This is a genomic window from Actibacterium pelagium (assembly GCF_002285415.1).
Classification (GTDB): Bacteria; Pseudomonadota; Alphaproteobacteria; order Rhodobacterales; family Rhodobacteraceae; genus Actibacterium_B; species Actibacterium_B pelagium.
This window is the reverse complement of sequence record NZ_NSBU01000007.1, coordinates 869,512-893,594: the sequence shown is the minus strand read 5'-3', so window position 1 is coordinate 893,594 and position 24,083 is coordinate 869,512. Positions and strand designations below refer to the sequence as shown.

Here is a 24,083-nt window from a genome sequence, read left to right as displayed (position 1 = left end):
CTTGCAAAGGGGGCCGCTACTTTTGGCGACTGACACGCAGAACGGCCCTCAACATGTGGCCATCGTAATGGACGGCAACGGTCGTTGGGCGCAGCAGCGTGGGCGGCCACGCCTGTTCGGCCATCAGGCAGGTGCCAAACGCGTCCGCGATATCGTTGAGGCTTGTCCGGGGTTCGGCATCGAATACCTGACGATCTTCGCGTTCTCGACAGAGAACTGGAAGCGTACGCAGGCCGAGGTAAGTGGCCTGATGGCGCTTTTCCGTCGGTATATCACCCGCGAAGCACGCGAACTTTTTGAAAAGGGCGTCTGCGTTCGTTTCATCGGGGATCGTGTTCGGCTGGACCCGTCCTTGGTCAAGCTGATGGACGAATTGGAAGATCTGACCAAGGACAACACCTTGGTCAATTTGACGATTGCTCTGAACTATGGCGGCCGGGACGAGGTCGCGCGGGCGACCAAACGCCTTGCCAAAGAGGTCGCCGCCGGAAAACTGGACCCAGATACTGTGGATGAGCAGACTTTGGCCAGCTTCCTTGATACCTGCGTTTTGCCGGACCCGGACCTTGTGATCCGGACCAGTGGCGAAGCGCGGATTTCGAATTTCCTACTGTGGCAGTCGGCCTATTCCGAGTATGAATTTACGCCGGTTCTTTGGCCTGATTTCACACCAGAGATCTTCAAGGGCATCCTTGACAACTATTCCAAACGAGAGCGCCGGTTTGGCGCAGTTCTAAGCTGATGGCTGGCGCGTCGAAGTGGGATGACCTGCGCGATCGCATGATCTCGGGTCTGGCGATGGCAGTTGTTGGTTTGGGCCTGGTCTGGGCCGGAGGGCCTTGGTTTGCCATGCTCGCGGCATTCGTTAGCGGTGTCATGCTGTGGGAACTCTCGCGCATGGTAGCGCCCGAGAAAGTTCGCGCAGCTTGGCAGATTGGCGTTCTTGGCGCGGCAAGCGTGTTGCTGGCAAATTCCATTCCCTATGGTGCCGTTTTGCTTTTGGCGCCTCTTATCTATGGCGCTTATCTACTACAACGCTGGCTGGTTCTTTTCGTTGCCTTTGGCATTGCGATCCTTGCTGCGGGTTACGGACTTATCGAGTTCCGTAATGAGCACGGGATGGTCTGGATCGTCTGGCTGATGCTGGTGGTTATCGCCACAGATATATTTGGTTATTTTGCAGGACGCTTTATCGGTGGCCCAAAGTTTTGGCCGGCGGTCAGCCCGAAGAAAACATGGTCCGGCATCGTTGCTGGTTGGCTTGCGGCAATCGCGATCGGGTTTATTTTCCGCACCTTCACCAACGCAGGTGTCGACCTGCCTTGGGTCTCTATGCTGCTGTCGATGGCCAGTCAGGCAGGGGACTTCGCGGAAAGCGGGCTGAAACGGAAGATGGGCGTCAAGGACAGCTCTAACCTTTTGCCGGGACATGGTGGGCTGTTTGACCGTTTTGACGGGATGCTGGGCGCCGTACTGTTCATGCTGATCGTCGCCCAGGTCGTCTACGTGCCAGAGGTAAGGTTCTGATCCATGCGGCGCGTATCTGTCTTTGGTTCAACGGGCTCGATAGGCGTTGGCACGCTGGACGTGATTGCGCATCAAGGCGGTGCCGAGGCGTTTGATGTCGTTGCCCTGACGGGAGGCCGAAATATCGACCTTTTAGCTGAGCAGGCGCGACAGTTTCGACCCGACCTTGTCGTGACCTGCTATGACGACTGTCTGGGCGCATTGAAAGAAGCACTGGCAGGCACGGGTATCGAAGTCGCCGCTGGCGAGGCCGCGCTGATTGAAGCCGCCGCTCGGCCTGCTGACTGGATCATGTCTGCCATTGTGGGCGCCGCTGGTTTGCCGCCGGGGTTAGAGGCGCTGAAACATGGAACGACCTTGGCGCTTGCCAACAAGGAAAGCCTTGTGACCGCAGGTCCGCTGTTGCTGGGAACGGCCAAGGCCTATGGCGCGACGGTTCTTCCCGTCGACAGCGAACACTCGGGCATTTTCCAAGCGCTGATGGGTGAGGATATCGAGGCCGTTGAACGCATCGTTATCACGGCCTCAGGCGGTGCATTTCGGGATTGGCCGCTAGAAGACTTGGCCAACGCGACGGTCGCGCAGGCGTCGACACATCCGAATTGGAACATGGGGCAACGGATCACGATTGATAGTGCTTCCATGTTTAACAAGGCGATGGAAGTCATCGAAACCAAAGAGTTTTTTGGCGTATCGCCAGAAAAAATAGAGGTCATCGTCCATCCCGAATCCCTGATCCACGCGATGGTCGGGTTCTCGGATGGCGCGTTGATGGCACACCTTGGGCCCCATGACATGCGCCATGCAATTGGCTTTGCTCTGAACTGGCCGAAACGCGATACGTTGCCGGTTCAAAGGCTGGACTTGGCCCAGATTGGTCAGTTGACCTTCCGTGAGCCCGACTTGCAGCGGTATCCCGCTTTAGGGTTAGCAAAGCAGGTTATGGCAGAGGGCGGATTGTCAGGCGCGGTGTTCACTGCCGCGAAAGAGGCGGCGATGGACGCCTTCATTGCCGAGAAGATTGGTTTTTTAGATATGTTCAAAGTTGTTGAACGCGTGATGGACCGTTTTTCGGGCGAAATCCGCCTCAATCCCGACCAGATCACACTTGATAATGTTGCCGAGGCTGACCAATTGTCTCGTGAGGCGACGCAGGCGGTGATTACCGCGCTTTAATTAAAAAGGTATTCACTTGGATCTTTCGCAGTTGATTCCGACCTTTGGAAATCTGGGTCTGACGATCCTGGCGCTGATCGTAGCGCTAAGCATTATCGTCGCCATTCATGAATATGGGCATTACATCGTGGGCCGCTGGAGCGGGATTTATGCCGAGGTGTTCTCGATCGGGTTTGGCCCCGTCTTGTTCTCACGCGAAGACAGGCACGGCACCAAATGGCAGATCGCTGCGTTACCACTGGGTGGCTATGTTCGGTTCCTTGGTGATGCAAATGCGGCGAGTGCGCCTGATAATGAGACCTTTGAGAACTTAAGCGCTGAAGAACGTCGACACACCATGATGGGCGCGCCTGTTTGGGCGCGGGCCCTGACAGCCGCGGCTGGCCCGGCGTTCAACTTTGCCATGTCGTTCATCATCTTTCTTGCGTTCATGTTTATCCGCGGCGTGCCGATTGAGCCGCCCACGGTTGGCAACCTGTCTGCGCTGCCAGCGGGCGAGACCGAGCTGTTGCCCGGCGATCAGATCCTGTCGATTGGCGGCATTGAAACGCCGGACTATGCGGCCTTCTATGGCGCACTGCCCTCGATCGACCCGCAAGAGCCCGTCGAATACGATGTGCTGCGTGACGGGCAAGAGCGTCGGTTGGTTGGCGGCTATCCATTCCCGCCGCTGGTCGAAAGCGTTCAGCCGGACTCGGCTGCTTTGGATGCGAATCTGAAGAAGGGTGATGTTGTCGTTGCCATCGACGGGAATCGCATTCACGCCTTTAGCGAGTTGCAGGACGTGGTCCGCTCTTCGAATGGCACCGAACTGAACTTGGATGTCTGGCGCGACGGCGAAACCATGACGCTAAGCATGACACCGCGCCGTGTAGATCTGCCTGATGGAAATGGCGGGTTCAGCACCAACTGGATGATTGGCATGACCGGCGGGCTTTTGTTCGAGCCAAAGACAGAGCTTCCTTCGGTAACCGAGGGCATCGGCCTAGCCGCTAATCAGATTACCTTCATCGTAGAATCAAGCCTTTCAGCGCTTTATCACATGGCTGTCGGCTCTATCAGCAGCTGTAATCTGCGCGGGGTGATTGGAATTGCCCAAACATCCAGCGCTGCGGCAAGCCAGGGGATTGATACGTTCATTTGGTTCATTGCCGTTCTGTCGGTGGCGATTGGGATGATCAATCTATTCCCAATTCCGGTACTGGACGGTGGTCATTTGGTGTTCCACGCCTACGAGGCGATCGTTGGCCGGCCGCCAAGCGAAAAGGTCATGAACTTCCTTTTCCCGCTCGGTTTGGTCTTCATCCTTGGCATAATGTTGTTCGGTCTAAGTAACGACCTGTTCTGCCCCTGATCCCGGTGTCGTCGCGGCTTTGTGCCGTTCCGGGCGAATGGGCAGGTGCAATATGCGGGGAAGGGTGTTTCCTCTTTTGACAAGCTAGCGCAATGAGTCTACGCAGGTTCGGTATTTTGTTTCCAGATGGGCCAGAACATGACCGGACGCAACTGCCTTAAGCGCGCTCTTCATTCGATTGTTAAAACTGCTGGAAAGCCAGCGCTTGTTCTGGGGTTGGCTGTGATCCTTTTGGGCGCATTGGCCCCGAAAGAGGTCTCAGCTCAGACATATCGTTTCGGCACAATCCTGATCGAAGGCAACCAGCGTGTAGATGATGCGACGGTGCTGTCCTACGCCGGACTTGTACCCGGTAAAACAGCTACCGCCGCGCAGGTGAACGAAGCGTCCCGCCGCCTGACCGAAAGCGGTCTGTTTGAAAGCGTCGTGGTTAATCCGCGCGGATCCGTTCTGGAAATTACCCTAGTAGAGTACCCAACCATCAGCGTCGTCGCGTTCGAGGGCAATGATCGTCTGGATGATGAATTGCTGGCGTCGGTCGTATCCTCGCAATCGCGTCGCGTTTACAACCCTCGCACTGCCGAGGCAGATGCAGCGCAGATTGTATTGGCTTACGAGCAGGACGGGCGTCTTGCGGCCTCTGTAACACCCAAGATTATCCGCCGTTCCGACAATCGCGTCGATTTGGTGTTTGAAATCGAAGAAGGGCGGAACGTCGAAATTCAGCGGATCTCTTTCGTTGGTAACCGCAATTTCTCTGAACGCCGTCTGCGCAGAGTCCTGTCCAGTAAACAGGCCGGTATTTTCCGTCGCTTTGTCCGTAGCGATACATTCCTGTCTGACAGGATCGAGTTCGACAAACAGGTACTGGCCGATTTCTATGCGTCACGCGGTTACATCGACTTCCAAGTGAATTCGGTGACCTCAGAATTGGCCCGCAGCCGCGATGGGTATCAACTGACGTTTAATGTTCGTGAAGGACAGTCCTTTGAATTTGGTGAAATTACCGTCAGCTCGGACCTGTCAGAGGTCGATCCCGAGGTTTACGAAGACGTTATCCGAATTCGACCTGGTCAGACCTACACACCGCTGCGTGTGGAAAACACGATCACCCGCCTAGAGCGTCTGTCACTTCAGCAAGGGCTCAAATTCATCCGCGTTGAACCACGCATTACTCGTAATGATCGGGATCTGACTCTGGATATCGATTTCGTTGTCAGCCGCGGTCCGCGAGTCTTTGTCGAGCGGATCGATATTGAAGGTAACGCAACCACTATGGATCGCGTTATCCGTCGCCAGTTCAAAACTGTAGAGGGCGATCCGTTTAATCCGCGTGAAATTCGCGCCGCTGCCGAGCGTATTCGGAGCCTCGGTTTCTTCTCAAACGCAGATGTGAATGCGCGCGAAGGAAGCGCACCAGATCAGGTGATCGTTGATGTGGATGTCGAAGAACAACCCACCGGTAGCCTGACACTTGGCGCGACCTATAGCGCGGACAGCGGCATAGGCGCTGCGATAAGTTTCAGTGAACGAAACTTCCTTGGCCGCGGTCAAACCCTGTCATTCACGATTTCAACTGCTTCTGAGAATCAGGAATACGGCTTCCGCTTCGTCGAACCAGCGTTCCTGTCGCGGGATGTGGCTTTCAGTATAGATGCCTCCTACCAAGAGACGACAGACGCATTCAACGCATCTTATGATACGACAAAGATCAAGTTCGTTCCTTCTTTGGGATTTGCGGTTGGCGAAAATTCACGACTTTCACTGCGCACCGGGTTCGAAAGTACTGAGCTTCTGAATTACACCGGTAGTTCTGCAATCCTGACCGACGAAGTCGCGTTGGGTAAACAAAACCGGTTCTATGCTGGCTACTCTTACACCTTTGACAACCGTCGTTCAGGGCTTGATCCAAACGCGGGTGTCTTGCTGAGCCTTTCGCAAGACTTTGGTGTCGGAGGCGATGTTGAATTCATCGAATCGAGCTTTCGTGCGCGCGCTCAAAAGCGGATTTTTAAAGAAGAAGTTGGCATCAGCGCTGACTTTGAGGCGGGCCTTCTGAATGTTCTGAATGGTGACAGCCGGGTTGTTGATCGCTTCTTCCTGAACAGCAAAATTCGCGGGTTTGAGGCCAACGGTATCGGTCCGCGGGATCCGGCAATCAGTTCTGGTGAAGCTCTTGGCGGCAATATCTATGCCGTAGCTCGATTTGAAACGGAATTCCCGTTGGGGCTGCCTGAAGAATATGGGATCACCGGTGGCTTGTTCGCTGACTTTGGCGCGGTATGGGGGCTGGACAACGACAATGGAGGTCTGGTCGATGATGGGTTCCATCTGCGATCGGTCATTGGCTTCGCTCTTGTCTGGGACTCTGTGCTTGGACCGCTTCGGTTCAACTTTACCCATGCACTTCAGAAAGAGGACTACGATCGGGATCGTAGTTTCGACTTCACGATTTCAACCTCCTTCTAATGGTTCGAGTTTTAATAGCGCTGTTCCTGTCGCTTGTGGCTCCAGCAGTCACAGCGCAGGAGCAAACGCTGACCAGCCCTGTTCTGACCATCGATTCAGAGCGCCTGTATTTGCAGTCCAAGTTTGGACAGCAGATGCAAACCGTTCTTGAAGATCGCAGCCGTGCGCTGATTGAAGAGAACAGAGAGATCGAGTCTGAGCTTGTCGCTGAAGAAAAGGCACTGACAGAAGAGCGTCAAAACCTTGATCCAGAAGCCTTCCGGGCGCGGGCGAAGGCCTTTGACGAAAAAGTTGTCAATTTGCGCAGCGCCCAGGACGAAAAAACCAGGCGTCTGTTGGCGGACCGTGAGGCGTTGGAGCAGCGTTTTTTCCAGACCGTTTTACCCGTTCTGGCGCAAATTATCCGTGAACGCGGCGCTGTTGTCGTTTTGGAAGATCGCAGCGTGTTTCTTGCTGCCGGGCAGATTGACATAACCGCAGAGGCAATCTCGCGGATCGATGCGCAGTTCTTGCAGGAAGACCCTCAGCCAAAGACCGCCGAGTGACGCTTGTTTCCTGCTCGGGGAGTTGCTAACCCCTAGTCAAAGACGAAGACCATTAAGGGAAGGATCGTACCCATGTCGGATCAATTACCTACCGAAGCAGATATCGATCTGATCCAACGGATCATTCCGCACCGCTATCCGTTCCTGCTGGTCGACAAGGTTGGCGATATCGTTCCGAACGAGACCGCCGTCGGCATCAAGAACGTGACTTTCAACGAGCCTCATTTTCAGGGCCATTTCCCGGGCGCCCCGATTATGCCCGGTGTGACCATCATCGAAGCGCTTGCCCAGACTGCGGCTGTCATGGTGGGTGTGTCCATGGATATGGCCGACAAAGAAATGCTGGTCTACTTCATGAACATCGACAAGGCCAAGTTCCGCCGCAAGGTGGTGCCCGGTGATGTGCTGGAACTTCATGTCAAAGCGCTGCGCGGTGGTTCGAAAATCTGGAAATTTGAAGGTGTGGCCAAAGTTGGCGACGAGATCGCCGCGCAATGCGAATTTTCGGCCATGATGGACCTGCCAAAGGAGTAAGCCGTATGGCAGTTGATCCCTCGGCAAAGGTACATCCTAGCGCGATTGTCGAAGACGGGGCCGTGATCGGCCCTCGGACCGTTGTGGGACCGTTTTCGGTCGTCGGGCCAGAGGTAACTCTTGGCGCTGATGTCGTGCTGAAAAGCCACGCTGTCGTAACAGGCTGGACCGAGATCGGCGACGAGACGGTGATCTTTCCGTTCTCGAATATTGGCGACATTCCGCAAGACCTGAAGTTCGCTGGCGAACGGACCCGCTTGATTGTCGGAAAGCGTAATCGCATCCGCGAGAATGTGACCCTGAACACTGGTACCGAAGGTGGCGGTGGGGTGACCAAGGTGGGTGATGACTGCCTGTTCATGATGGGCAGTCATGTTGGCCATGACGCCCAAGTCGGTGACAAGGTGATCCTTGCCAACAACGCGGCGCTGGCAGGCCACTGTGTCATTGAAGATGAGGTCATCATCGGTGGTCTTTCGGGTATTCACCAATGGGTACGTGTCGGTCGCGGGGCGATCATTGGCGCCGTGACCATGGTGACCAATGACGTGATTCCCTTTGGCCTTGTTCAGGGGCCGCGTGGCGCGCTGGACGGGCTGAACCTTGTAGGCCTTAAGCGTCGCGGTCTACCGCGCGCTGAAATCGCGGAACTGCGTGCGGCCTATCAGGCACTTGCGCAGGGCGAAGGGGCCTTTCAGGAACGTGCCCGTGGCTTGGCGGACGAAACCGAAAGCGACTACGTACGTGAAGTGGTCGACTTCATTCTTGGGGAAAGCGACCGTTCTTTCCTAACACCGAGGTAAGCGATGCTGGCGCTAGTGGCAGGACAAGGCGGCTTGCCCGCGATCCTTCTGGCGCAGGTCACTGGGCCGGTTACTGTCGCCGCACTTGAAGGGTTCCCGCCCGAGGTTGATGTTGATCTGATCTTCCGGGTCGAACAGCTTGGCAGCTTTCTGAATGAGTTGGACACGCGCGGCGTGGATCGGGTGTGTTTCGCAGGCAGCTTGGCGCGCCCGGCGTTGGATCCCGAAGCGGTCGACGCGGCCACCTTGCCTTATGTCGAACGGATCATTCAGTCCCTGCAAAAGGGCGATGATGGTGCCCTTCGCGAAGTTTTGTCGATCTTCGAAGAACGTGGTTTTCAAGTTGTCGCTGCGCATGAGGTTGCACCGGCGTTGCTGCCCGGAACTGGCGTTGCCACGAAACAGACCCCGTCCGTTCAGGACGAAAAGGATGCCGCCCGCGCAGGGCAGATTCTAAAAGCCACGGCAGAGGCTGATATTGGGCAGGGCTGCGTGGTTTCGCATGGGCAGGCCTTGGCGGTAGAGGCGCTTGGCGGCACCGATTGGATGCTTGAGACGCTTGCCAACGATCGGCCCAAGGCTGCGGCCCCCGGCGGTATCTTCGCCAAGGCACCGAAGCCGGGGCAGGACCGGCGGGTAGATCTTCCTGTGGTCGGCCCCGATACAGTTCGGGCTGTGGCTCGTGCAGGTTTGAACGGGCTCGTGATTGAGGCAGGCGGTGTGATGGTTCTGGATTGGGACAATACGGTGCGTCTGGCCAATGAACACGAGCTTTTCCTCTGGGTTCGAGAGGCCGACTGATGCGTTTCTTCCTGATTGCAGGTGAGCCCTCTGGAGACGCCCTTGGGGCGGCCCTGATGGCGGGACTGCGGCAGATGCACCCGGATGTCGAGTTCACCGGCGTCGGTGGGCCCTTGATGCAGGCCGAGGGCATGGAAAGCCAGTTTCCGATGGACGAGCTTAGCGTCATGGGGCTGGCAGAGGTCCTGCCGAAATATCGCCATCTCAAGCGGCGCATCCGTGAATGTGCTGACGCAGTGCTGGCCGATCCACCGGATGCCCTGATCACGATCGACAGTCCAGATTTCTGTCTGCGAGTGGCGCGGCTGGTCAAGAACGCCTCTGACATCCGAACGGTGCACTATGTTGCCCCCACGGTCTGGGCTTGGCGGTCCAAACGGGCTGCCAAGATGGCGAAGGTGATTGATCAGGTTCTGGCGCTGTTTCCATTTGAACCTCCGTATATGGAGGCAGAGGGAATGCGCTGCGATTTCGTCGGGCACCCGGTTGTTGCGCAACAGCAGGCCACGGACGCCGAGGTTTCGGCTTTCCGCGCAGAGCATGGGCTGCAAGAGGACGAAAAATTTCTGTTGGTCTTGCCGGGGTCACGACTGGGCGAAGTCGGACGACTGGCGCCGGTTTTTGGCGCAGCGCTTGACCCCGTTCACGCCCGTCACCCCGGGCTGAAAGTTGTTCTGCCCGCAGCGGGCCCCGTTGCGGCGCGTGTAGAGGAATTGACCAAAGATTGGCCCGTGCAGCCCATCATCCTTGACCCACGCGGGAAGGCTAAAGACGCAGTGCAGGCACAGAAGCGCGCGGCCTTTTCCGCCGCGCATTTGGCGTTGGCCGCGTCAGGGACGGTTTCGTTGGAACTCGCGGCTGCCAAAACGCCGATGGTCATTGCCTATGACATGAACTGGATCAGCCGCCGACTGATCAGCCGTATGCTGAAGATCGACACGGTCACCTTGGTCAACATAGTCAGCGACACACGTACCGTCCCAGAGTTCCTGGGAGAGGCCTGTACGCCCGAAGCAATCTCTGAGGGTCTGCTGACGTTGTTGCATGACGAAGCCGCCATGCAGGCTCAGCTTGCGGCCGAAGCTGAGACCATGCAGAGACTGGGGCAGGGCGGAGAGGCCCCCGGGCTGCGCGCAGCCAAAGCCGTGCTGGACGGGCTTCAGTAGCCGCGCCAGATCCAGCCTCCGCCAAGGATGCGGCTGCTATCGGTTTCATAGAAAACACATGCCTGACCCGGGCTGACACCTTCTTCGGGGGTCAGTAGTTCGACCTCGGCCGTTGTCGGCGACAGCGGGCGAATGATCGCCTCACGCGGGGGGCGGGTCGAGCGGACTTTCACCGAGACATGCCATTCTTCCTGACTGTCAAAAGGCGTGTCGCCCAACCAATTGATTTCCCGAACCGGGATAACACGGGTCGACAACATCTCTTTCGGGCCGACAACCACTTGTTTGGTATCGACGTCCAGTTTGACCACGTACAGAGGCTCTGTCAGGCCGCCGATCCCCAGACCTCGGCGCTGGCCGATTGTGTAGTGGATGACGCCGTCGTGCTTACCCAGAACGCGTCCATCGGCGTGAACGATCTCGCCGGGTTCGGCCGCGCCCGGGCGTAGCTTTTCGATGACACTGGCATAGTTGCCGTTGGGCACAAAACAGATGTCCTGACTGTCGGGTTTATCTGCGACAGGCAGCCCGTATTTTGCGGCCAGTTTCCGGGTCTCGTCCTTGGACGGCAGGTGGCCCAAGGGGAAGCGCAAGAATTCCAGCTGTTCCGGTGTCGTCGAGAACAGGAAGTAACTTTGGTCGCGATTGGCATCAGCGGCACTGTGTAGTTCTGGACCGTGTTCGCCCATCATGCGTTGGATATAGTGCCCGGTCGCCATGCAATCAGCATCCAGATCGCGCGCGGTTTCCAGCAGGTCTTTGAACTTCACCCGCTCGTTGCAGCGGATACAGGGCACCGGGGTAGCGCCGGCAAGATAGCTGTCGGCGAACTCGTCAATCACTGCATCCTTAAAAATGTTCTCATAATCCAGCACGTAGTGCGGGAAGCCCATTTCCTCGGCCACACGTCGCGCGTCATGGATGTCGATCCCCGCACAGCAAGCGCCTTTTTTGGCCAGCGCTGCCCCGTGATCGTACAGCTGCAAGGTCACGCCAACGACGTCATATCCTTCTTCCGCAAGCTTTGCCGCCACGACAGAGCTGTCGACGCCACCGGACATGGCGACGACCACGCGGGTCTCGGATGGGGGCTTGGCAAAACCAAGCGAATTGAGGGGTTGGTCCAGTGACATTGGATGCTCCTAGGGAATTCTGACGGAATATAGGAAAATCCTAATTACTCTCAAGAGGTGGTTTCACTCTCCGTTAAAGATGCCTGTTGACCCTGTTTGTTGCGAGAAAAGCGGGGGGTGTCCCATGTATATCAAGAGGTTAAGCGGACCACGGACGGTGCGTCTGCCGGATGGAACCAGTATGACGCGGGCGGATTTGCCGTCAGCAAATACACGCAGATGGGTGGCAAGTCGGAAAGCAGCAGTGGTTAAGGCCGTAGTTTCGGGCTTGCTGAGTCGTGATGAAGCATTGGAGATCTATGCGATCTCGGACGAAGAATTCGACGAATGGCGCCATGCGATTGCAAGGCATGGAATACAGGCTTTGAAGGTTACTGGGCTTCAGAAGTATCGACAACCTGAGGGAGAATAGATAAAGTTTGAGACATTGGTAACGTGCAATTAACTATTACCAGAAAGTGTAATGGTTAATAGCGCTTCATCCGGAGACAGACCAATGCGAATTTTGTTGATCGAGGACGATCCGACCACTTCTAAAAGCATCGAGTTGATGCTGACCCACGCCAACTTGAACGTCTATACGACGGATCTTGGTGAAGAGGGGATCGATCTGGCCAAGTTATATGACTATGACCTGATCCTCCTCGATTTGAACCTTCCCGATATGAATGGCCATGACGTGCTTCGGCAATTACGACTGGCACGGGTTGAGACCCCAATCCTGATCCTTTCAGGTGCCGACGATACGGAAAACAAGATCAAAGGTTTCGGGTCCGGGGCAGATGATTACTTAACCAAACCATTCCACCGGGAAGAACTTGTTGCCCGTATCCACGCGATTATCCGTCGGTCCAAAGGGCACGCGCAATCGGTGATTAAAACCGGCGAGGTAGAAGTTAACCTTGATGCGAAAACCGTCTCTGTCGAAGGGGATACGGTTCACTTGACCGGTAAAGAGTACCAGATGTTGGAGCTTCTAAGTCTGCGCAAAGGAACGACTCTGACGAAAGAAATGTTCCTTAACCATCTTTACGGTGGCATGGACGAGCCAGAGCTGAAAATCATTGATGTTTTCATCTGCAAGCTTCGCAAAAAGCTTAGCCTGGCCACTGGTGGTAATAACTATATCGAAACTGTTTGGGGCCGGGGCTATGTCCTTCGCGACCCACAGGTTCAGGAATCCTCCGGTCCGGTTCCGCTTCGCGCCTGAAGGCGCTTGTCGCGCTGGACCTACGCCCTCTCTGCCCCTATCACTTGGCTAGCAAGTTGATAGAGGGCACGAGATGGCGCCAGACAAACCCGTCGAAAATCTGACCAAAGCAGAGGCACAGGAAGAGCTTTCATCGCTTGCGCAGAAGCTGGCCAAGGCCAATGACGCCTATCACCGGTCAGATGCGCCAGAGATTTCGGACGCCGCCTATGACACACTGAAACGGCGGAACCAGGAAATCGAGGCCAGATTCCCTGATCTGAAGCGTGCCGACAGCCCTTCCGACGTTGTTGGCGCCGCGCCTTCAGAGGGGTTTTCCAAGGTAGCGCATGCCGTTCGCATGTTGTCACTAGGCAATGCGTTCACGGATGAAGATGTTGCTGATTTTGATGGTCGGATCCGGTCTTATTTGGGTCTGTCCAAAAACCATCCGCTAAGTTTCACCGCCGAGCCCAAAATCGATGGTCTTTCGCTGTCGCTACGTTACGAAAAGGGTCAGCTGGTTCAGGCTGCAACACGCGGGGACGGGGCGACTGGTGAAAATGTCACCGCGAATGCGCTGACCATCTCGGATATTCCACGTTCTCTTGAAGGCGCACCAGAGGTTTTGGAAGTACGTGGCGAAGTTTACATGAGTCACGCAGATTTCGCCGCGCTTAACGAACGGCAAGCGGCAAAAGGTGAGAAAGTTTTCGCGAACCCGCGTAACGCGGCCGCAGGATCCTTGCGACAGTTGGATGCGAAAGTAACCAAAGAGCGCCCCTTGAGGTTCTTTGCCTATTCGTGGGGTGAGCTGTCCGAACCCTTGGCAGCAACTCAAACCGAAGCAATTGCGCGACTAAATGCATTAGGGTTCTCGACTAACGATCTGACTTTGAAGTGTGATTCTGTTTCGGAGCTTGTCGATCACTACGCCGCTATCGAAGAGCAGCGCGCCACTTTGGGGTATGATATTGATGGGGTCGTCTACAAAGTCGACGATCTTTCACTTCAATCTCGGTTGGGCTTCCGGTCGACGACCCCGCGTTGGGCCATTGCGCATAAATTTCCTGCGGAACTGGCGTGGACGCGTCTTGAACAGATCGAAATTCAGGTGGGGCGAACGGGTGCGCTTAGCCCGGTTGCAAGGTTGCAACCCGTTACAGTCGGCGGCGTCGTTGTATCCAACGCAACCTTACACAACGAAGACTACATCGCGGGAAGGGACGCCAAGGGCAATCCGATCCGCGATGGGAAGGATATTCGTGAAGGGGACTGGGTCCAGGTCTATCGGGCTGGAGATGTCATCCCGAAAGTTGCGGATGTTGATCTAAGCAAGCGCCCCGAAGGTGCAAAGCCGTATGAATTCCCGACTGTTTGTCCCGAATGTGGCTCTGAAGCCATTCGGGAAGAGGGGGACGCCGTACGCAGATGCAGTGGCGGTATTGTTTGCCCGGCCCAAGCCGTAGAGAAGATGAAACATTTCGTCAGTCGCGCAGCCTTTGATATCGAAGGCCTTGGCGCCAAACAGGTCGAACAGTTTTATCGCGATGGCTGGATCAAAGAGCCTGCCGATATCTTTACACTTCGCGCCCGCTTTAGTGCGGGTTTGCAGCAACTAAAGAACCGCGAAGGCTGGGGTGAAAAGTCCGCGAACAACCTCTTTGATGCTATTGATGAGAAACGAAAAATACCGCTTAACCGTGTGATCTTTGCCTTGGGAATTCGTCACGTTGGTGAAAGCGCTTCGGCGACTTTAGCGCGTGCTTACGGGAGCTGGGATGCCTTTGAAACGGCAATGACCGGCGCAACTGTCGGAGGCGGGTCTGATTGGGAATCGTTGACTGCGATTGATGGTGTTGGCGAGGTCATGGCGGCCTCTTTGGTAACAGCTTTTCATCAACAGGCGGAACGTGCGTCTATTGATCGGTTGGTCGCTGAGTTGAATATCGAAGACGTCGCAGCACCGGCTGAAAGCGACAGCCCGGTGGCTGGAAAAACCGTCGTTTTCACCGGGACATTGGAGAAGATGACGCGGTCTGAGGCAAAGGCGCGGGCAGAGTCCTTAGGCGCAAAAGTGTCTGGTTCGGTGTCCGCAAAGACCGATCTTTTGGTTGCGGGACCTGGCGCTGGCTCGAAAGCGAAGAAGGCTGCCGATCTGGGTGTCGAAACGATCGACGAAGACGGCTGGCTGGCCCTGATTGGCGACGGATGAGCGGTCGTCCAGATATCCTGTTCCCCCTGTTTGCGGGGATGGAAACGCTGGAAGGCGTTGGCGCGAAAACTGCGAAAGCTTTAACTCAGATCGACTTGGAAAAGCCAAGAGATCTATTGTTTTCATTGCCATATTCCGGTGTTGATCGTTCCTTGCGTCCGACAGTTCAGGGCGTGCAACCGGGCCATACGGCCACCGTCGAAGTCACGGTCGGCAATCATCAACCCGCACGTACAAGGGGCGGCCCTTATCGTGTGCATGTCGAAGATTCAGAGACGTCTTTTCAACTGGTCTTTTTTCACGCCAAAGCGGACTACCTTCAACGGCAGCTGCCGTCCGGACAGCGTCGGATTGTTTCGGGCAAGGTCGAGCTTTTTGACGGGATCGTGCAGATCGCGCATCCCGATTTCATCTTGCCTCCGGAAGAAGCTGACGGAATTCCAGAGTTTGAACCGGTCTACCCGTTGACGTCCGGCGTTACGCAAAAAGTTATGGCCAAGGCCGTGGCTGGGGCGTTGGCGAGGACACCTAAGTTGGCAGAGTGGATTGATCCGGCCCTGCTGGATCAGCAGCGCTGGCCGTCTTGGGAAAAGGCCATTCAAGACGTGCATGCTCCGGCAGGGGTTGATGGTCTTGCACCGACCGCGCCGGCGCGCCAACGATTGGCCTATGACGAATTTTTCGCGCACCAGCTAACGTTGTCCTTGGCCCGTCAGACAGCGCGGCGCAAACCGGGTGTGCCGACCGTGGGAAATGGCAAACTGCGCGGCAAGGTATTGGATAGCCTGCCTTATCGCCCGACAGGTGCGCAGCACCGAGCGATGGAAGAAATCGCCGCAGATCTGGCCAAAAACCAACGGATGAACCGGCTACTGCAAGGGGATGTAGGTGCCGGGAAAACGCTGGTGGCCTTTATGGCGCTGTTGGTCGCGGTCGAGGCAGGTGGGCAGGGGGCAATGATGGCCCCGACAGAGATCCTGGCCCGTCAGCATCTTGAAAGCTTGCAGCCTTTGGCCGAAGCCGCAGGGGTCGTTCTGGAGTTGCTGACCGGTCGCGATAAGGGGGCAGAACGAAAGGCGAAGCTGGAAGCGCTGGAAGACGGTCGCATTCAGATTTTGGTTGGGACACATGCGGTGTTTCAGAAAGACGTGAACTTCAAGGATCTGCGTCTTGCCATTGTAGATGAACAACATCGATTTGGCGTCGCGCAGCGGATGGAGTTGGCCTCGAAGGGGCGGGGGGCGCATATGCTGGTGATGACGGCAACACCGATCCCGCGCAGCCTGTCGTTGGCACAATACGGGGACATGGATGTCTCGGTTCTGGATGAAAAACCTGCGGGGCGTAAGCCTATCAAAACCGCGCTGGTATCAACTCGGCGGCTGGAGGAAGTCGTCGATCATCTTCGCGGGGCCGTTGCCGACGGGCGGCAGGCCTATTGGGTGTGTCCGTTGGTCGAGGAAAGCGAAGTCAGCGAACTGACCGCGGCCGAAGAACGTTTTAAACACATTCGAGCCGCCCTTGGTGAGGGGCTTGTGGGACTTGTGCACGGGCAGATGCCGCCCGCTGAAAAAGACGCAGCCATGGCGAAATTCGTGGCAGGAGAGACTAAGGTTCTTGTCGCGACGACAGTGATCGAGGTCGGCGTGAACGTGCCAAATGCCACGATCATGGTGATCGAACGGGCTGAAAGTTTTGGCCTTGCCCAGCTTCATCAGTTGCGGGGCCGGGTGGGGCGCGGGGACGCCGCTTCGACATGTTTACTGATGTTCCATGAACCCTTGTCAGAGGGTGGGCGCAGGCGTTTGGAAATCCTGCGCGAGACAGAGGATGGCTTCCGCATCTCGGAAGAGGACCTGGCGATGCGCGGGGCAGGTGACATGATCGGGACGGCCCAGTCCGGTGTTCCCAAGTTCCGCGTTGCTGACCTAGAGCGCCAAAGCGCCCTTATGGCCATCGCCCAAACAGATGCCCGAAACCTTCTGGAAAGCGATCCAACGCTGACTTCGGACCGTGGAAACGCCGCTCGTGTTCTTTTGTGGCTGATGGAGCAGGACAAAGCGATTCGTTTGATATCAGTGGGTTAGCGTTTTTGTTCACGAATGTTCTCAAAAAGTTCTTTACTGGTTAACAGAAATATGAGAACAAATTAGCAACTTAGGAACAAAAGGGGATCAAGGCCATGCTGACCAACATCAAGTCGATCGTTCAACGCAACCACGCCCATCTGGTCGGTGACGCGATTGGTGCTGTGTCTCTGGTTGTGATCCTGATGGCAGGTCTGCACCTGCCGACCGTTCTTTAACGTTTCTGCCTGCGTTCTGATCCATCAGCCGTCTGACCCCCAAGCACGACCGCTGAGCCTTTGCCCGAGGGCCGCTCGGATCGAATTGACGCTGACTTCCGCCGCTGCCCGTTGGGTGAGCGGCGGTTTTTTTTTTATGCGTCTACGGTGGAGGCGTCGAAAGCGTCCAGTGCCGCATCCAAGGTCAGAAGGATCGATGCATGGCGGTTTTTGTAATCCCGCGCGGGCATCAGTACCTCTAGCCCGTCAAATGGGGCCGAAGGGGTGGGGCCGTTGTCTTTCAACATGGCTTTCAGCTGGTCACGGGCCTTGGCGATCTGATCGCGCGTGGTGCCGACGATAGCCGCGCCAACAACGGCGGCAGAGGCCTGCCCTAGCGCACAGGCTTTCACGTCCTGAGCATAGTCCGCGACCTTGCCGTCCTCGACAACCAAATCAACTTTCACCGTCGATCCGCACAGCGGAGAGCGTTTCTTGGCCGACCCGGTTGGCTCTTCCAGTTCACCCAGATGCGGGATATCCGCCGCCAACGCAAGGATGCGTTGCGAGTAGAGTTTTATCAGGTCGCTGTCTTCACTCATGGCTTTTCCTTTGCCGCAGTTCTGAATAGATAGCTTTAGCCGCATAGAATGCAAAGGGATTGGGCAATGGATTTCGATGTCTCGACACTAAAGTTCGATGAAAAGGGGCTGATCCCCTGTATCGCGCAGTCCGAGGCGGGCGAAGTCCTGATGATGGCTTGGATGAATGCCGAGGCCGTGACCAAGACATTGGAAACGCGTCGGGTCACCTATTGGTCGCGCTCGCGTCAGTCGTTTTGGATCAAGGGTGAGACCAGCGGCCACACGCAAAACCTGATTGACCTACGTGTGGATTGTGACCGCGATTGCCTGTTGGCAATCGTCGAACAGGAAGGCGCGGCCTGCCACACCAATCGGCGAAATTGCTTTTACACGTCGGTCGTCGACGGGACCGAGCGTGAGTTGATCACGCCGATGAAGGGCTAAAGCCCGACCAGTTTCCGAACGTCAGCCGGGCTAAGCCCGTCTTCCCGGTATTTCCGGATCGCTCTTGCATCGTCGCGTTTCGCAAGCCGTTTGCCTGCTTCATCCCGGATCAGGTCGTGATGATGATATGTCGGCGTTGGATGGCCAAGTAGCTGATGGAGTAGGACGTGGATAAACGTCGCCTCGAACAGGTCAGCGCCCCGGATGACGTGGGTAATGCCTTGGGCGGCGTCGTCGACAACCACGGCCAAGTGATAGGCTGCGGCCATATCACGGCGGGAAAGGATTACGTCGCCGATCGTGTCGAACATATCGCCCGAGATCACGTGATTGCCCCCGTGAATTGGGCCGGTCTCGGTAAAACTGGGTGAACCAGCAAGCGCGACCGCTTTCCGCATATTCAGACGGATCACGTCATCCGATTGCCGATCTTCCATAGTTCGGGTGCGACAGGTACCGGGATAGATCCGACCATCTGGACCGAACTGAGGAACGCCTTCCTGAGGTGCGCTTGCTGCGGCTTCAATATCTTTCCGCCGGCAGCGGCACGGATAGGTAAGGCCCATTGCGCCTAAGCGATCCAATGCCGCAGCATAATCATCAGCATGGTCGTTTTCGCGTCGAACTGGCGTTGGCCAAGACAGGCCAAGCCACTTCAAGTCTTCGAAAATGAGGTCTTCCCATTCAGCGCGCGACCGTGATTGGTCAAGGTCGTCGATCCGCAAAATGAATTCGCCGCCAGCCTCCGTCGCCATATCATAGGCCAGCATCGCGGAATAGGCGTGTCCCAGATGCAGCGGCCCAGTGGGCGATGGGGCAAAGCGGGTGCGAAACATCACGCCGACAGCCACTCCTTCCACGCGGCTTTGGCGCGGTCTGTATAGGCTTTGTAGCGGTCCTTACGGCCTTTGCGGCCACCCTTCAGGCCATCAACCGGACGGAAGAGGCCGAAGTTCACGTTCATCGGCTGAAAGGTCTTTGCTTCGGCTCCGCCTGTGATGTGGTGAACCAATGCGCCCATGGCGGTGTCTTGCGGAAGCGGGGGAAGGGGTGTGCCCTTGATCTCGGCAATTGCGAAACGAGCCGCCAAAAGCCCCATCGCGGCGCTTTCAACATAGCCTTCGACGCCAGTGATCTGGCCCGCAAAACGGATGTTCGGGCGGGACTTCAGGCGCATCTGCTCGTCCAGCAGAGTGGGCGAGTTCATGAAGGTGTTGCGGTGAATACCGCCCAGGCGCGCGAACTTGGCGTCCTCTAGGCCGGGGATCATCCGGAAGACATCTGTCTGGGCGCCGTATTTCATCTTGGTCTGAAAACCGACGATGTTGAACAGTGTGCCCAGTTTGTTGTCACGGCGCAATTGCACCACGGCATAGGGTTTGTTCTCTGGGTCATGCGCGTTGGTTAACCCAACGGGTTTCATCGGGCCAAAGCGCAGTGTTTCGCGGCCGCGATCAGCCATCACTTCGATCGGCAGGCAGCCGTCGAAATATCCTGCGGTTTCGCCTTCGTGGAACTCTGTTTTATCCGAAGCCAACAGGGCGTCGATGAACGCCTCGTACTGTTCTTTGGTCATCGGGCAGTTCAGGTAAGCGGTGCGCTCTTCCTCGGTCTCGCCTTTGTCATAGCGCGACTGCATCCAAGCCTTTGTCATATCGACCGTGTCGGCATAGACGATCGGCGCGATGGCGTCGAAGAAGGCCAGCGACTCGGCGCTGGTTTCCGCGGCGATGGCTTCCCCCAAAGCGGTCGAGGTCAGAGGGCCGGTTGCAAAGATCCAGTGTCCGTCATCGGGCAGAGAGGTGATTTCACCTTCTTCAACGGTGATCAACGGATGGGCGCGCAGCCGGTCGGTCACCCCTTGTGAGAACGCCTCGCGGTCTACGGCCAAGGCACCGCCAGCGGGCAATTGATGGGTATCGGCCATTTCCATGATCAGACCGCCAGCCTCGCGCATTTCCCAGTGCAACAAACCTACGGCGTTCTGCTCGTGGTCGTCCGAACGGAACGAGTTCGAGCAAACCATCTCGGCCAATTTGCCGGTTTGATGCGCGAAAGTCTCGACCTTCGGGCGCATCTCGTGGATCACAACGGGAATGCCAGCTTGCGCGGCTTGCCATGCGGCCTCAGAGCCTGCCATGCCGCCGCCAACGATATGAAGTGTCTGTGTCATGGGCGCGATGTAGCGCCCAATCAAGCGATTGGAAAGGGGTCAGCGTATCGCCAACCCCCGTTGCCAATACGCTTGCAGGGGCTGCGGGCTGTGGAACGGTGTGCTGCGGACCGTACTTGAGTTGCGCCCGAACCCGATCTTCAGACCAAGAAAGGCCTCTGTCTTCTGGTCGGTATAGGTCCCGCTAAGCCGGGTATGACGCAAACCCGCGGACAGCGTGACAGGTCGAGTAATTTGATATTCTGACGCGAACTCAATGGTTTGTGCTGTGGTTGAAAACCTTGCTTCGTCGATGTCCGTAATGCTGGCGCGTGCCGTAAGGCGCAGATCGGTCGACACGTCATAGACCCAACTTACACCTGCAAAGACAAAGTCGATCTCTCCTGGGTCCATTTTGCCAAGGCCTGCATGGAACCCGACCGCGGATTGGTTGCCGAGGGCGAACAACCCTTCGATCCCGCCAGAAATCATTGATTGCGAGGTGTCATCCCAGTCATGATAGCTACCAAACAGCCCGTATTTTTGGTTTTGATTGGTCGACAGGTAAAGGTGGCCAGCAAGATAGCCGATTGAGGTTTCATCATAGCGCGCCAGACCAAGATCACCCTGTAACCCGTGGTTGGGGGTAAACAGAATGTCGATCTGAGCCTCGGCAGTCGTGGCGTCCGGAGCAGTTTCCACAACTGCTTGCGCCTGATTGACCCCAAGGCTGCTTTGCGCCGAGGCCAACCCCGGCAGGGCCAGAAAGGTGAACACATAATTCAGTATTTTACTCATAACCAAATCCCTTCTGGCCGCACGACCATGATCGGTCGATGTCATTGGTGTACGGGAAGAGATCAGGTTGAATAAAGTTTTATGAAATTAAATGGTTAACGCGCCTTGTTAAGGTTAACGCGAGGGAGCGGGAGAAGATCACTCTTCTCCCTGTTCCTCATTATCCTGTTCAGCGATCCATGCGACCGACGAAACCAGTTCATCCTTAGCGGTGTCGAAGACGCGAACACCACCAGCCGAACGCGACCGGAACGAGATGCCGTCAACAGGGCAGCGGATCGACTGACCGGTCGACGTGACAAGCATGATCTGGTCGTCCATTTCCACCGGGAAAGAGGCGACAACGGGGCCTGCGCGCAGGCCTTTGTCGATCGCCTGAACACCTTGCCCACCACGGCCCCGAACCGGGTAGTCGTGGCTGGAGCTCAGCTTACCGCTGCCGCCGGAGGTGATCGTCAGGATCAGGTCTTCAGCCGCAGACATTTCAGCATAGCGTTCTTGGCTAAAGTTCGGATCTGCCGGGGTTTCATCCTCTTCCGAGGCGTCATCTGCCAGCCCGGCAACCGCGCGGCGCATTTTCAGATAGGCCGTACGCTCTTCAGGAGTGGCTTCGAAGTGGCGAATGACGGACATCGACACGACGGTGTCGTTCTCGGCCAGTTTGATGCCACGAACACCGGTAGAGTCGCGGCCCTTGAAGACGCGAACCTCGGTCGTCGGGAAACGAATGGCGCGGCCCATGGCAGTGACCAGCATGAAATCGTCATCTTCGGTACAGATGCGCGCATTTACCAGTTCTTTGCCCTCGGGCAGCTTCATCGCGATCTTGCCGTTTGAGCGGACATTCGTGAAATCGCTCAGCGCGTTCCGGCGGACATCACCCGCAGAGGTCGCGAAGACGATTTGCAGCTCGTCCCATTCATCGTCCGGTCGGTCGACGGGCATGATGGCCGCGATCGAAACACCGGGCGGGATCGGCAGGATGTTAACGATCGCCTTACCTTTGGCTGTCCGACCACCTTGAGGCAGGCGCCATGTCTTCAGCTTGTAGACCATGCCGTCTGTCGTGAAGAACAACAGCTGCGTATGGGTGTTGGCAACGAAGAGGGTGGTGACCACGTCTTCTTCTTTGGTCGCCATACCCGACAGGCCTTTGCCGCCACGGCGTTGCGATCGGTAATCGGCCAGCGGGGTCCGTTTGATATAGCCGCCAGAGGTCACGGTCACGACCATGTCCTCGCGCTCGATCAGGTCTTCGTCATCCATGTCGCCGGACCATTCGATGATCTCGGTGCGACGTTCGACGGCAAAGTTTGCGCGAACCTCACGCAGTTCATTTCCGATTATTTCCATGATCCGATCACGCGAACGCAGGATATCAAGGTATTCGCGGATCTTCGCGGCCAGTTCCTGCAACTCATCGGTAACTTCTTTCACGCCGATCTGGGTCAGACGCTGCAGGCGAAGTTCAAGAATTGCGCGGGCTTGGGTTTCCGACAGATTGTAGGTGCCGTCGTCGTTCATCGTGTGCGACGGGTCATCAATCAGCTGGATGTACTCGGCGATATCGGCGGCGGGCCAGCGGCGTTCCATAAGTTTTTGACGAGCTTCGGCCGCGTCGGCAGAGGAACGGATGGTGGCGACCACCTCGTCCACATTGCTGACAGCTACGGCCAGACCACACAGAATGTGGCTGCGTTCGCGCGCTTTGCGCAGTTCAAACGCGGTGCGGCGGGCAACAACCTGTTCGCGGAACGCGACGAAATTCGTGAGGAAGGCGCGCAGGGTCAGTTGTTCGGGGCGACCGCCGTTCAGGGCCAGCATATTGGCGCCGAAAGAGGTCTGCATCGGGGTGAAGCGGAACAGCTGGTTCAGCACGACCTCTGCTGTCGCATCACGTTTCAGCTCGATCACAACGCGGACACCGACGCGGTCGGATTCGTCCTGTACGTGGGCGACGCCTTCCACCTTCTTCTCGCGGGCCATTTCGGCGATCTTTTCGATCATCGTGGCCTTGTTCACCTGATAGGGAATCTCATCGATGATGATGGCGTAGCGATCCTTGCGGATCTCTTCGACGTGGGTTTTGGCGCGGATGATGACCGAACCGCGACCTTCCAGATACGCCTTGCGCGCGCCGGACCGGCCAAGAATCTGTCCGCCGGTCGGGAAATCCGGGGCAGGGATGTATTCGATCAGGTCTTCAGAGGTCAGGTCAGGGTTCTCGATCAGTGCCAGAGTGGCGTCGCAAACCTCGCCCAGATTGTGAGGCGGAATGCGCGTGGCCATACCCACCGCGATGCCTTCAGACCCGTTGACCAGCAAGTTTGGATAACGTGCGGGCAGGACCGTTGGTTCACGGTCTTTGCCGTCGTAGTTGTCCTGAAAATCGACCGTGTCTTTCTCGATGTCTGCCAGCAGCGAGGCGGCGGGTTTATCCATCCGCACTTCGGTATAACGCATGGCCGCCGGGTTATCGCCGTCCATCGAGCCGAAGTTACCCTGACCGTCCAGAAGCGGCAGTGACATAGAGAAATCCTGCGCCATCCGCACCAGCGCGTCATAGATCGCGCTGTCACCGTGCGGGTGGTATTTACCCATCACGTCGCCGACAGGACGGGCCGATTTCCGGTACGCCTTTTCATGCGTATTCCCGGTCTCGTGCATCGCGAAAAGAATGCGGCGGTGAACCGGTTTCAGGCCGTCCCGAAGGTCGGGAATCGCACGGCTGACGATCACGCTCATCGCGTAGTCGAGGTAGGAAGACTTCATCTCCTCTTCGATCGTGATCGAAGGCCCGTCGTAAACCGGGCGTTCTGGAGTGTTTTCTTCTTCGTTTTCAGGGGTTTCCGGAGTATCGCTCAACTGTGTACGCCTGTCTGCTCACGTTCTATATTTTGTGTAAGACA

General features: G+C 56.7%; 22 protein-coding genes. 16 read left to right on the top strand and 6 right to left on the bottom strand.

The annotated features are described in order from the left end of the window. Positions 1-22: 22 nt before the first annotated feature. From uppS to lpxB, 10 genes are all read left to right on the top strand, one after another. On the top strand, positions 23-742 hold the full coding sequence (gene uppS, locus CLM58_RS13295) for a polyprenyl diphosphate synthase (RefSeq protein WP_095596381.1): 720 nt from the start codon (positions 23-25) through the stop codon (positions 740-742). Continuing rightward, positions 742-1,527 (top strand): phosphatidate cytidylyltransferase, encoded by a 786-nt coding sequence (locus CLM58_RS13290; RefSeq protein ID WP_095596380.1) that lies wholly within the window; start codon positions 742-744, stop codon positions 1,525-1,527. The genes uppS and CLM58_RS13290 overlap by 1 nt, the downstream gene beginning before the upstream one ends. Positions 1,528-1,530: 3 nt before the next feature. Then, positions 1,531-2,703 (top strand): 1-deoxy-D-xylulose-5-phosphate reductoisomerase, encoded by a 1,173-nt coding sequence (dxr, locus tag CLM58_RS13285; protein ID WP_095596379.1) that lies wholly within the window; start codon positions 1,531-1,533, stop codon positions 2,701-2,703. Positions 2,704-2,719: 16 nt separating this feature from the next. Further along, positions 2,720-4,057 carry an RIP metalloprotease RseP gene (gene rseP, locus CLM58_RS13280; RefSeq protein ID WP_095596378.1) on the top strand — a complete coding sequence of 446 codons (1,338 nt, stop codon included), beginning with the start codon at positions 2,720-2,722 and terminating at the stop codon, positions 4,055-4,057. A 138-nt stretch (positions 4,058-4,195) separates the two neighbouring features. Continuing rightward, positions 4,196-6,526 (top strand): outer membrane protein assembly factor BamA, encoded by a 2,331-nt coding sequence (gene bamA / locus CLM58_RS13275; protein ID WP_229666098.1) that lies wholly within the window; start codon positions 4,196-4,198, stop codon positions 6,524-6,526. Further along, entirely contained in the window at positions 6,526-7,071 is a 546-nt protein-coding gene (locus CLM58_RS13270) for an OmpH family outer membrane protein (RefSeq protein ID WP_095596376.1), read from the top strand. Before bamA ends, CLM58_RS13270 begins: the two co-directional genes overlap by 1 nt. A gap of 72 nt (positions 7,072-7,143) precedes the next feature. Continuing rightward, positions 7,144-7,605, top strand: coding sequence for a 3-hydroxyacyl-ACP dehydratase FabZ (gene fabZ, locus CLM58_RS13265; RefSeq protein ID WP_095596375.1), 462 nt, complete (start codon positions 7,144-7,146; stop codon positions 7,603-7,605). A 5-nt stretch (positions 7,606-7,610) separates the two neighbouring features. After that, complete coding sequence (gene lpxA, locus CLM58_RS13260; RefSeq protein ID WP_095596374.1) at positions 7,611-8,408, top strand: acyl-ACP--UDP-N-acetylglucosamine O-acyltransferase; 798 nt, start codon at positions 7,611-7,613, stop codon at positions 8,406-8,408. A gap of 3 nt (positions 8,409-8,411) precedes the next feature. Beyond that, the gene (locus tag CLM58_RS13255; protein WP_095596373.1) at positions 8,412-9,209 is read left to right on the top strand and encodes an LpxI family protein; all 798 of its coding nucleotides are present in this window, start codon (positions 8,412-8,414) and stop codon (positions 9,207-9,209) included. Further along, on the top strand, positions 9,209-10,375 hold the full coding sequence (lpxB, locus tag CLM58_RS13250; RefSeq protein WP_095596372.1) for a lipid-A-disaccharide synthase: 1,167 nt from the start codon (positions 9,209-9,211) through the stop codon (positions 10,373-10,375). The genes CLM58_RS13255 and lpxB overlap by 1 nt, the downstream gene beginning before the upstream one ends. On the opposite strand, the gene mnmA is transcribed toward lpxB, so the two are convergent. Continuing rightward, positions 10,369-11,508: a tRNA 2-thiouridine(34) synthase MnmA gene (mnmA, locus tag CLM58_RS13245; protein WP_095596371.1), complete on the bottom strand. Its 1,140-nt coding sequence runs from the start codon at positions 11,506-11,508 to the stop codon at positions 10,369-10,371. The two genes, lpxB and mnmA, sit on opposite strands and share 7 nt — an antisense overlap. Positions 11,509-11,632: 124 nt before the next feature. Between mnmA and sciP the strand changes: the two genes are divergently transcribed. From sciP to CLM58_RS17430, 5 genes are all read left to right on the top strand, one after another. Beyond that, a complete protein-coding gene (sciP, locus tag CLM58_RS13240) occupies positions 11,633-11,920 on the top strand; it encodes a CtrA inhibitor SciP (protein ID WP_095596370.1) in 288 nt (95 codons plus the stop codon). An 84-nt stretch (positions 11,921-12,004) separates the two neighbouring features. Continuing rightward, the gene (gene ctrA / locus CLM58_RS13235; protein WP_095596369.1) at positions 12,005-12,718 is read left to right on the top strand and encodes a response regulator transcription factor CtrA; all 714 of its coding nucleotides are present in this window, start codon (positions 12,005-12,007) and stop codon (positions 12,716-12,718) included. Between the two features lie 73 nt (positions 12,719-12,791). Further along, positions 12,792-14,912, top strand: a complete 2,121-nt coding sequence (gene ligA / locus CLM58_RS13230; protein WP_095596368.1) for an NAD-dependent DNA ligase LigA — start codon at positions 12,792-12,794, stop codon at positions 14,910-14,912. Then, complete coding sequence (gene recG, locus CLM58_RS13225; RefSeq protein WP_095596367.1) at positions 14,909-16,999, top strand: ATP-dependent DNA helicase RecG; 2,091 nt, start codon at positions 14,909-14,911, stop codon at positions 16,997-16,999. The genes ligA and recG overlap by 4 nt, the downstream gene beginning before the upstream one ends. A 95-nt stretch (positions 17,000-17,094) precedes the next feature. Continuing rightward, on the top strand, positions 17,095-17,217 hold the full coding sequence (locus CLM58_RS17430) for a hypothetical protein (protein ID WP_268236394.1): 123 nt from the start codon (positions 17,095-17,097) through the stop codon (positions 17,215-17,217). A gap of 134 nt (positions 17,218-17,351) precedes the next feature. Here CLM58_RS17430 and CLM58_RS13220 read toward each other — a convergent pair whose 3' ends face one another. Continuing rightward, on the bottom strand, positions 17,352-17,798 hold the full coding sequence (locus CLM58_RS13220) for an iron-sulfur cluster assembly scaffold protein (RefSeq protein ID WP_095596366.1): 447 nt from the start codon (positions 17,796-17,798) through the stop codon (positions 17,352-17,354). Between the two features lie 66 nt (positions 17,799-17,864). On the opposite strand from CLM58_RS13220, the gene hisI reads away from it, so the two are divergent. Next, positions 17,865-18,224: a phosphoribosyl-AMP cyclohydrolase gene (gene hisI, locus CLM58_RS13215; protein WP_188720410.1), complete on the top strand. Its 360-nt coding sequence runs from the start codon at positions 17,865-17,867 to the stop codon at positions 18,222-18,224. Here the strand turns inward: hisI and gluQRS are convergent. The 4 genes from gluQRS to gyrA all read right to left on the bottom strand — a co-directional run bounded on the left by gluQRS (position 18,221) and on the right by gyrA (position 24,039). Beyond that, positions 18,221-19,063, bottom strand: a complete 843-nt coding sequence (gene gluQRS / locus CLM58_RS13210) for a tRNA glutamyl-Q(34) synthetase GluQRS (RefSeq protein WP_095597106.1) — start codon at positions 19,061-19,063, stop codon at positions 18,221-18,223. The genes hisI and gluQRS overlap by 4 nt on opposite strands. After that, positions 19,060-20,397, bottom strand: a complete 1,338-nt coding sequence (gene trmFO / locus CLM58_RS13205; RefSeq protein ID WP_095596364.1) for a methylenetetrahydrofolate--tRNA-(uracil(54)-C(5))-methyltransferase (FADH(2)-oxidizing) TrmFO — start codon at positions 20,395-20,397, stop codon at positions 19,060-19,062. Before trmFO ends, gluQRS begins: the two co-directional genes overlap by 4 nt. Before the next feature lie 39 nt (positions 20,398-20,436). After that, entirely contained in the window at positions 20,437-21,174 is a 738-nt protein-coding gene (locus tag CLM58_RS13200; protein ID WP_095596363.1) for a hypothetical protein, read from the bottom strand. Positions 21,175-21,312: 138 nt separating this feature from the next. Beyond that, the gene (gyrA, locus tag CLM58_RS13195) at positions 21,313-24,039 is read right to left on the bottom strand and encodes a DNA gyrase subunit A (RefSeq protein ID WP_095596362.1); all 2,727 of its coding nucleotides are present in this window, start codon (positions 24,037-24,039) and stop codon (positions 21,313-21,315) included. Between the last annotated feature and the right edge of the window lie 44 nt (positions 24,040-24,083).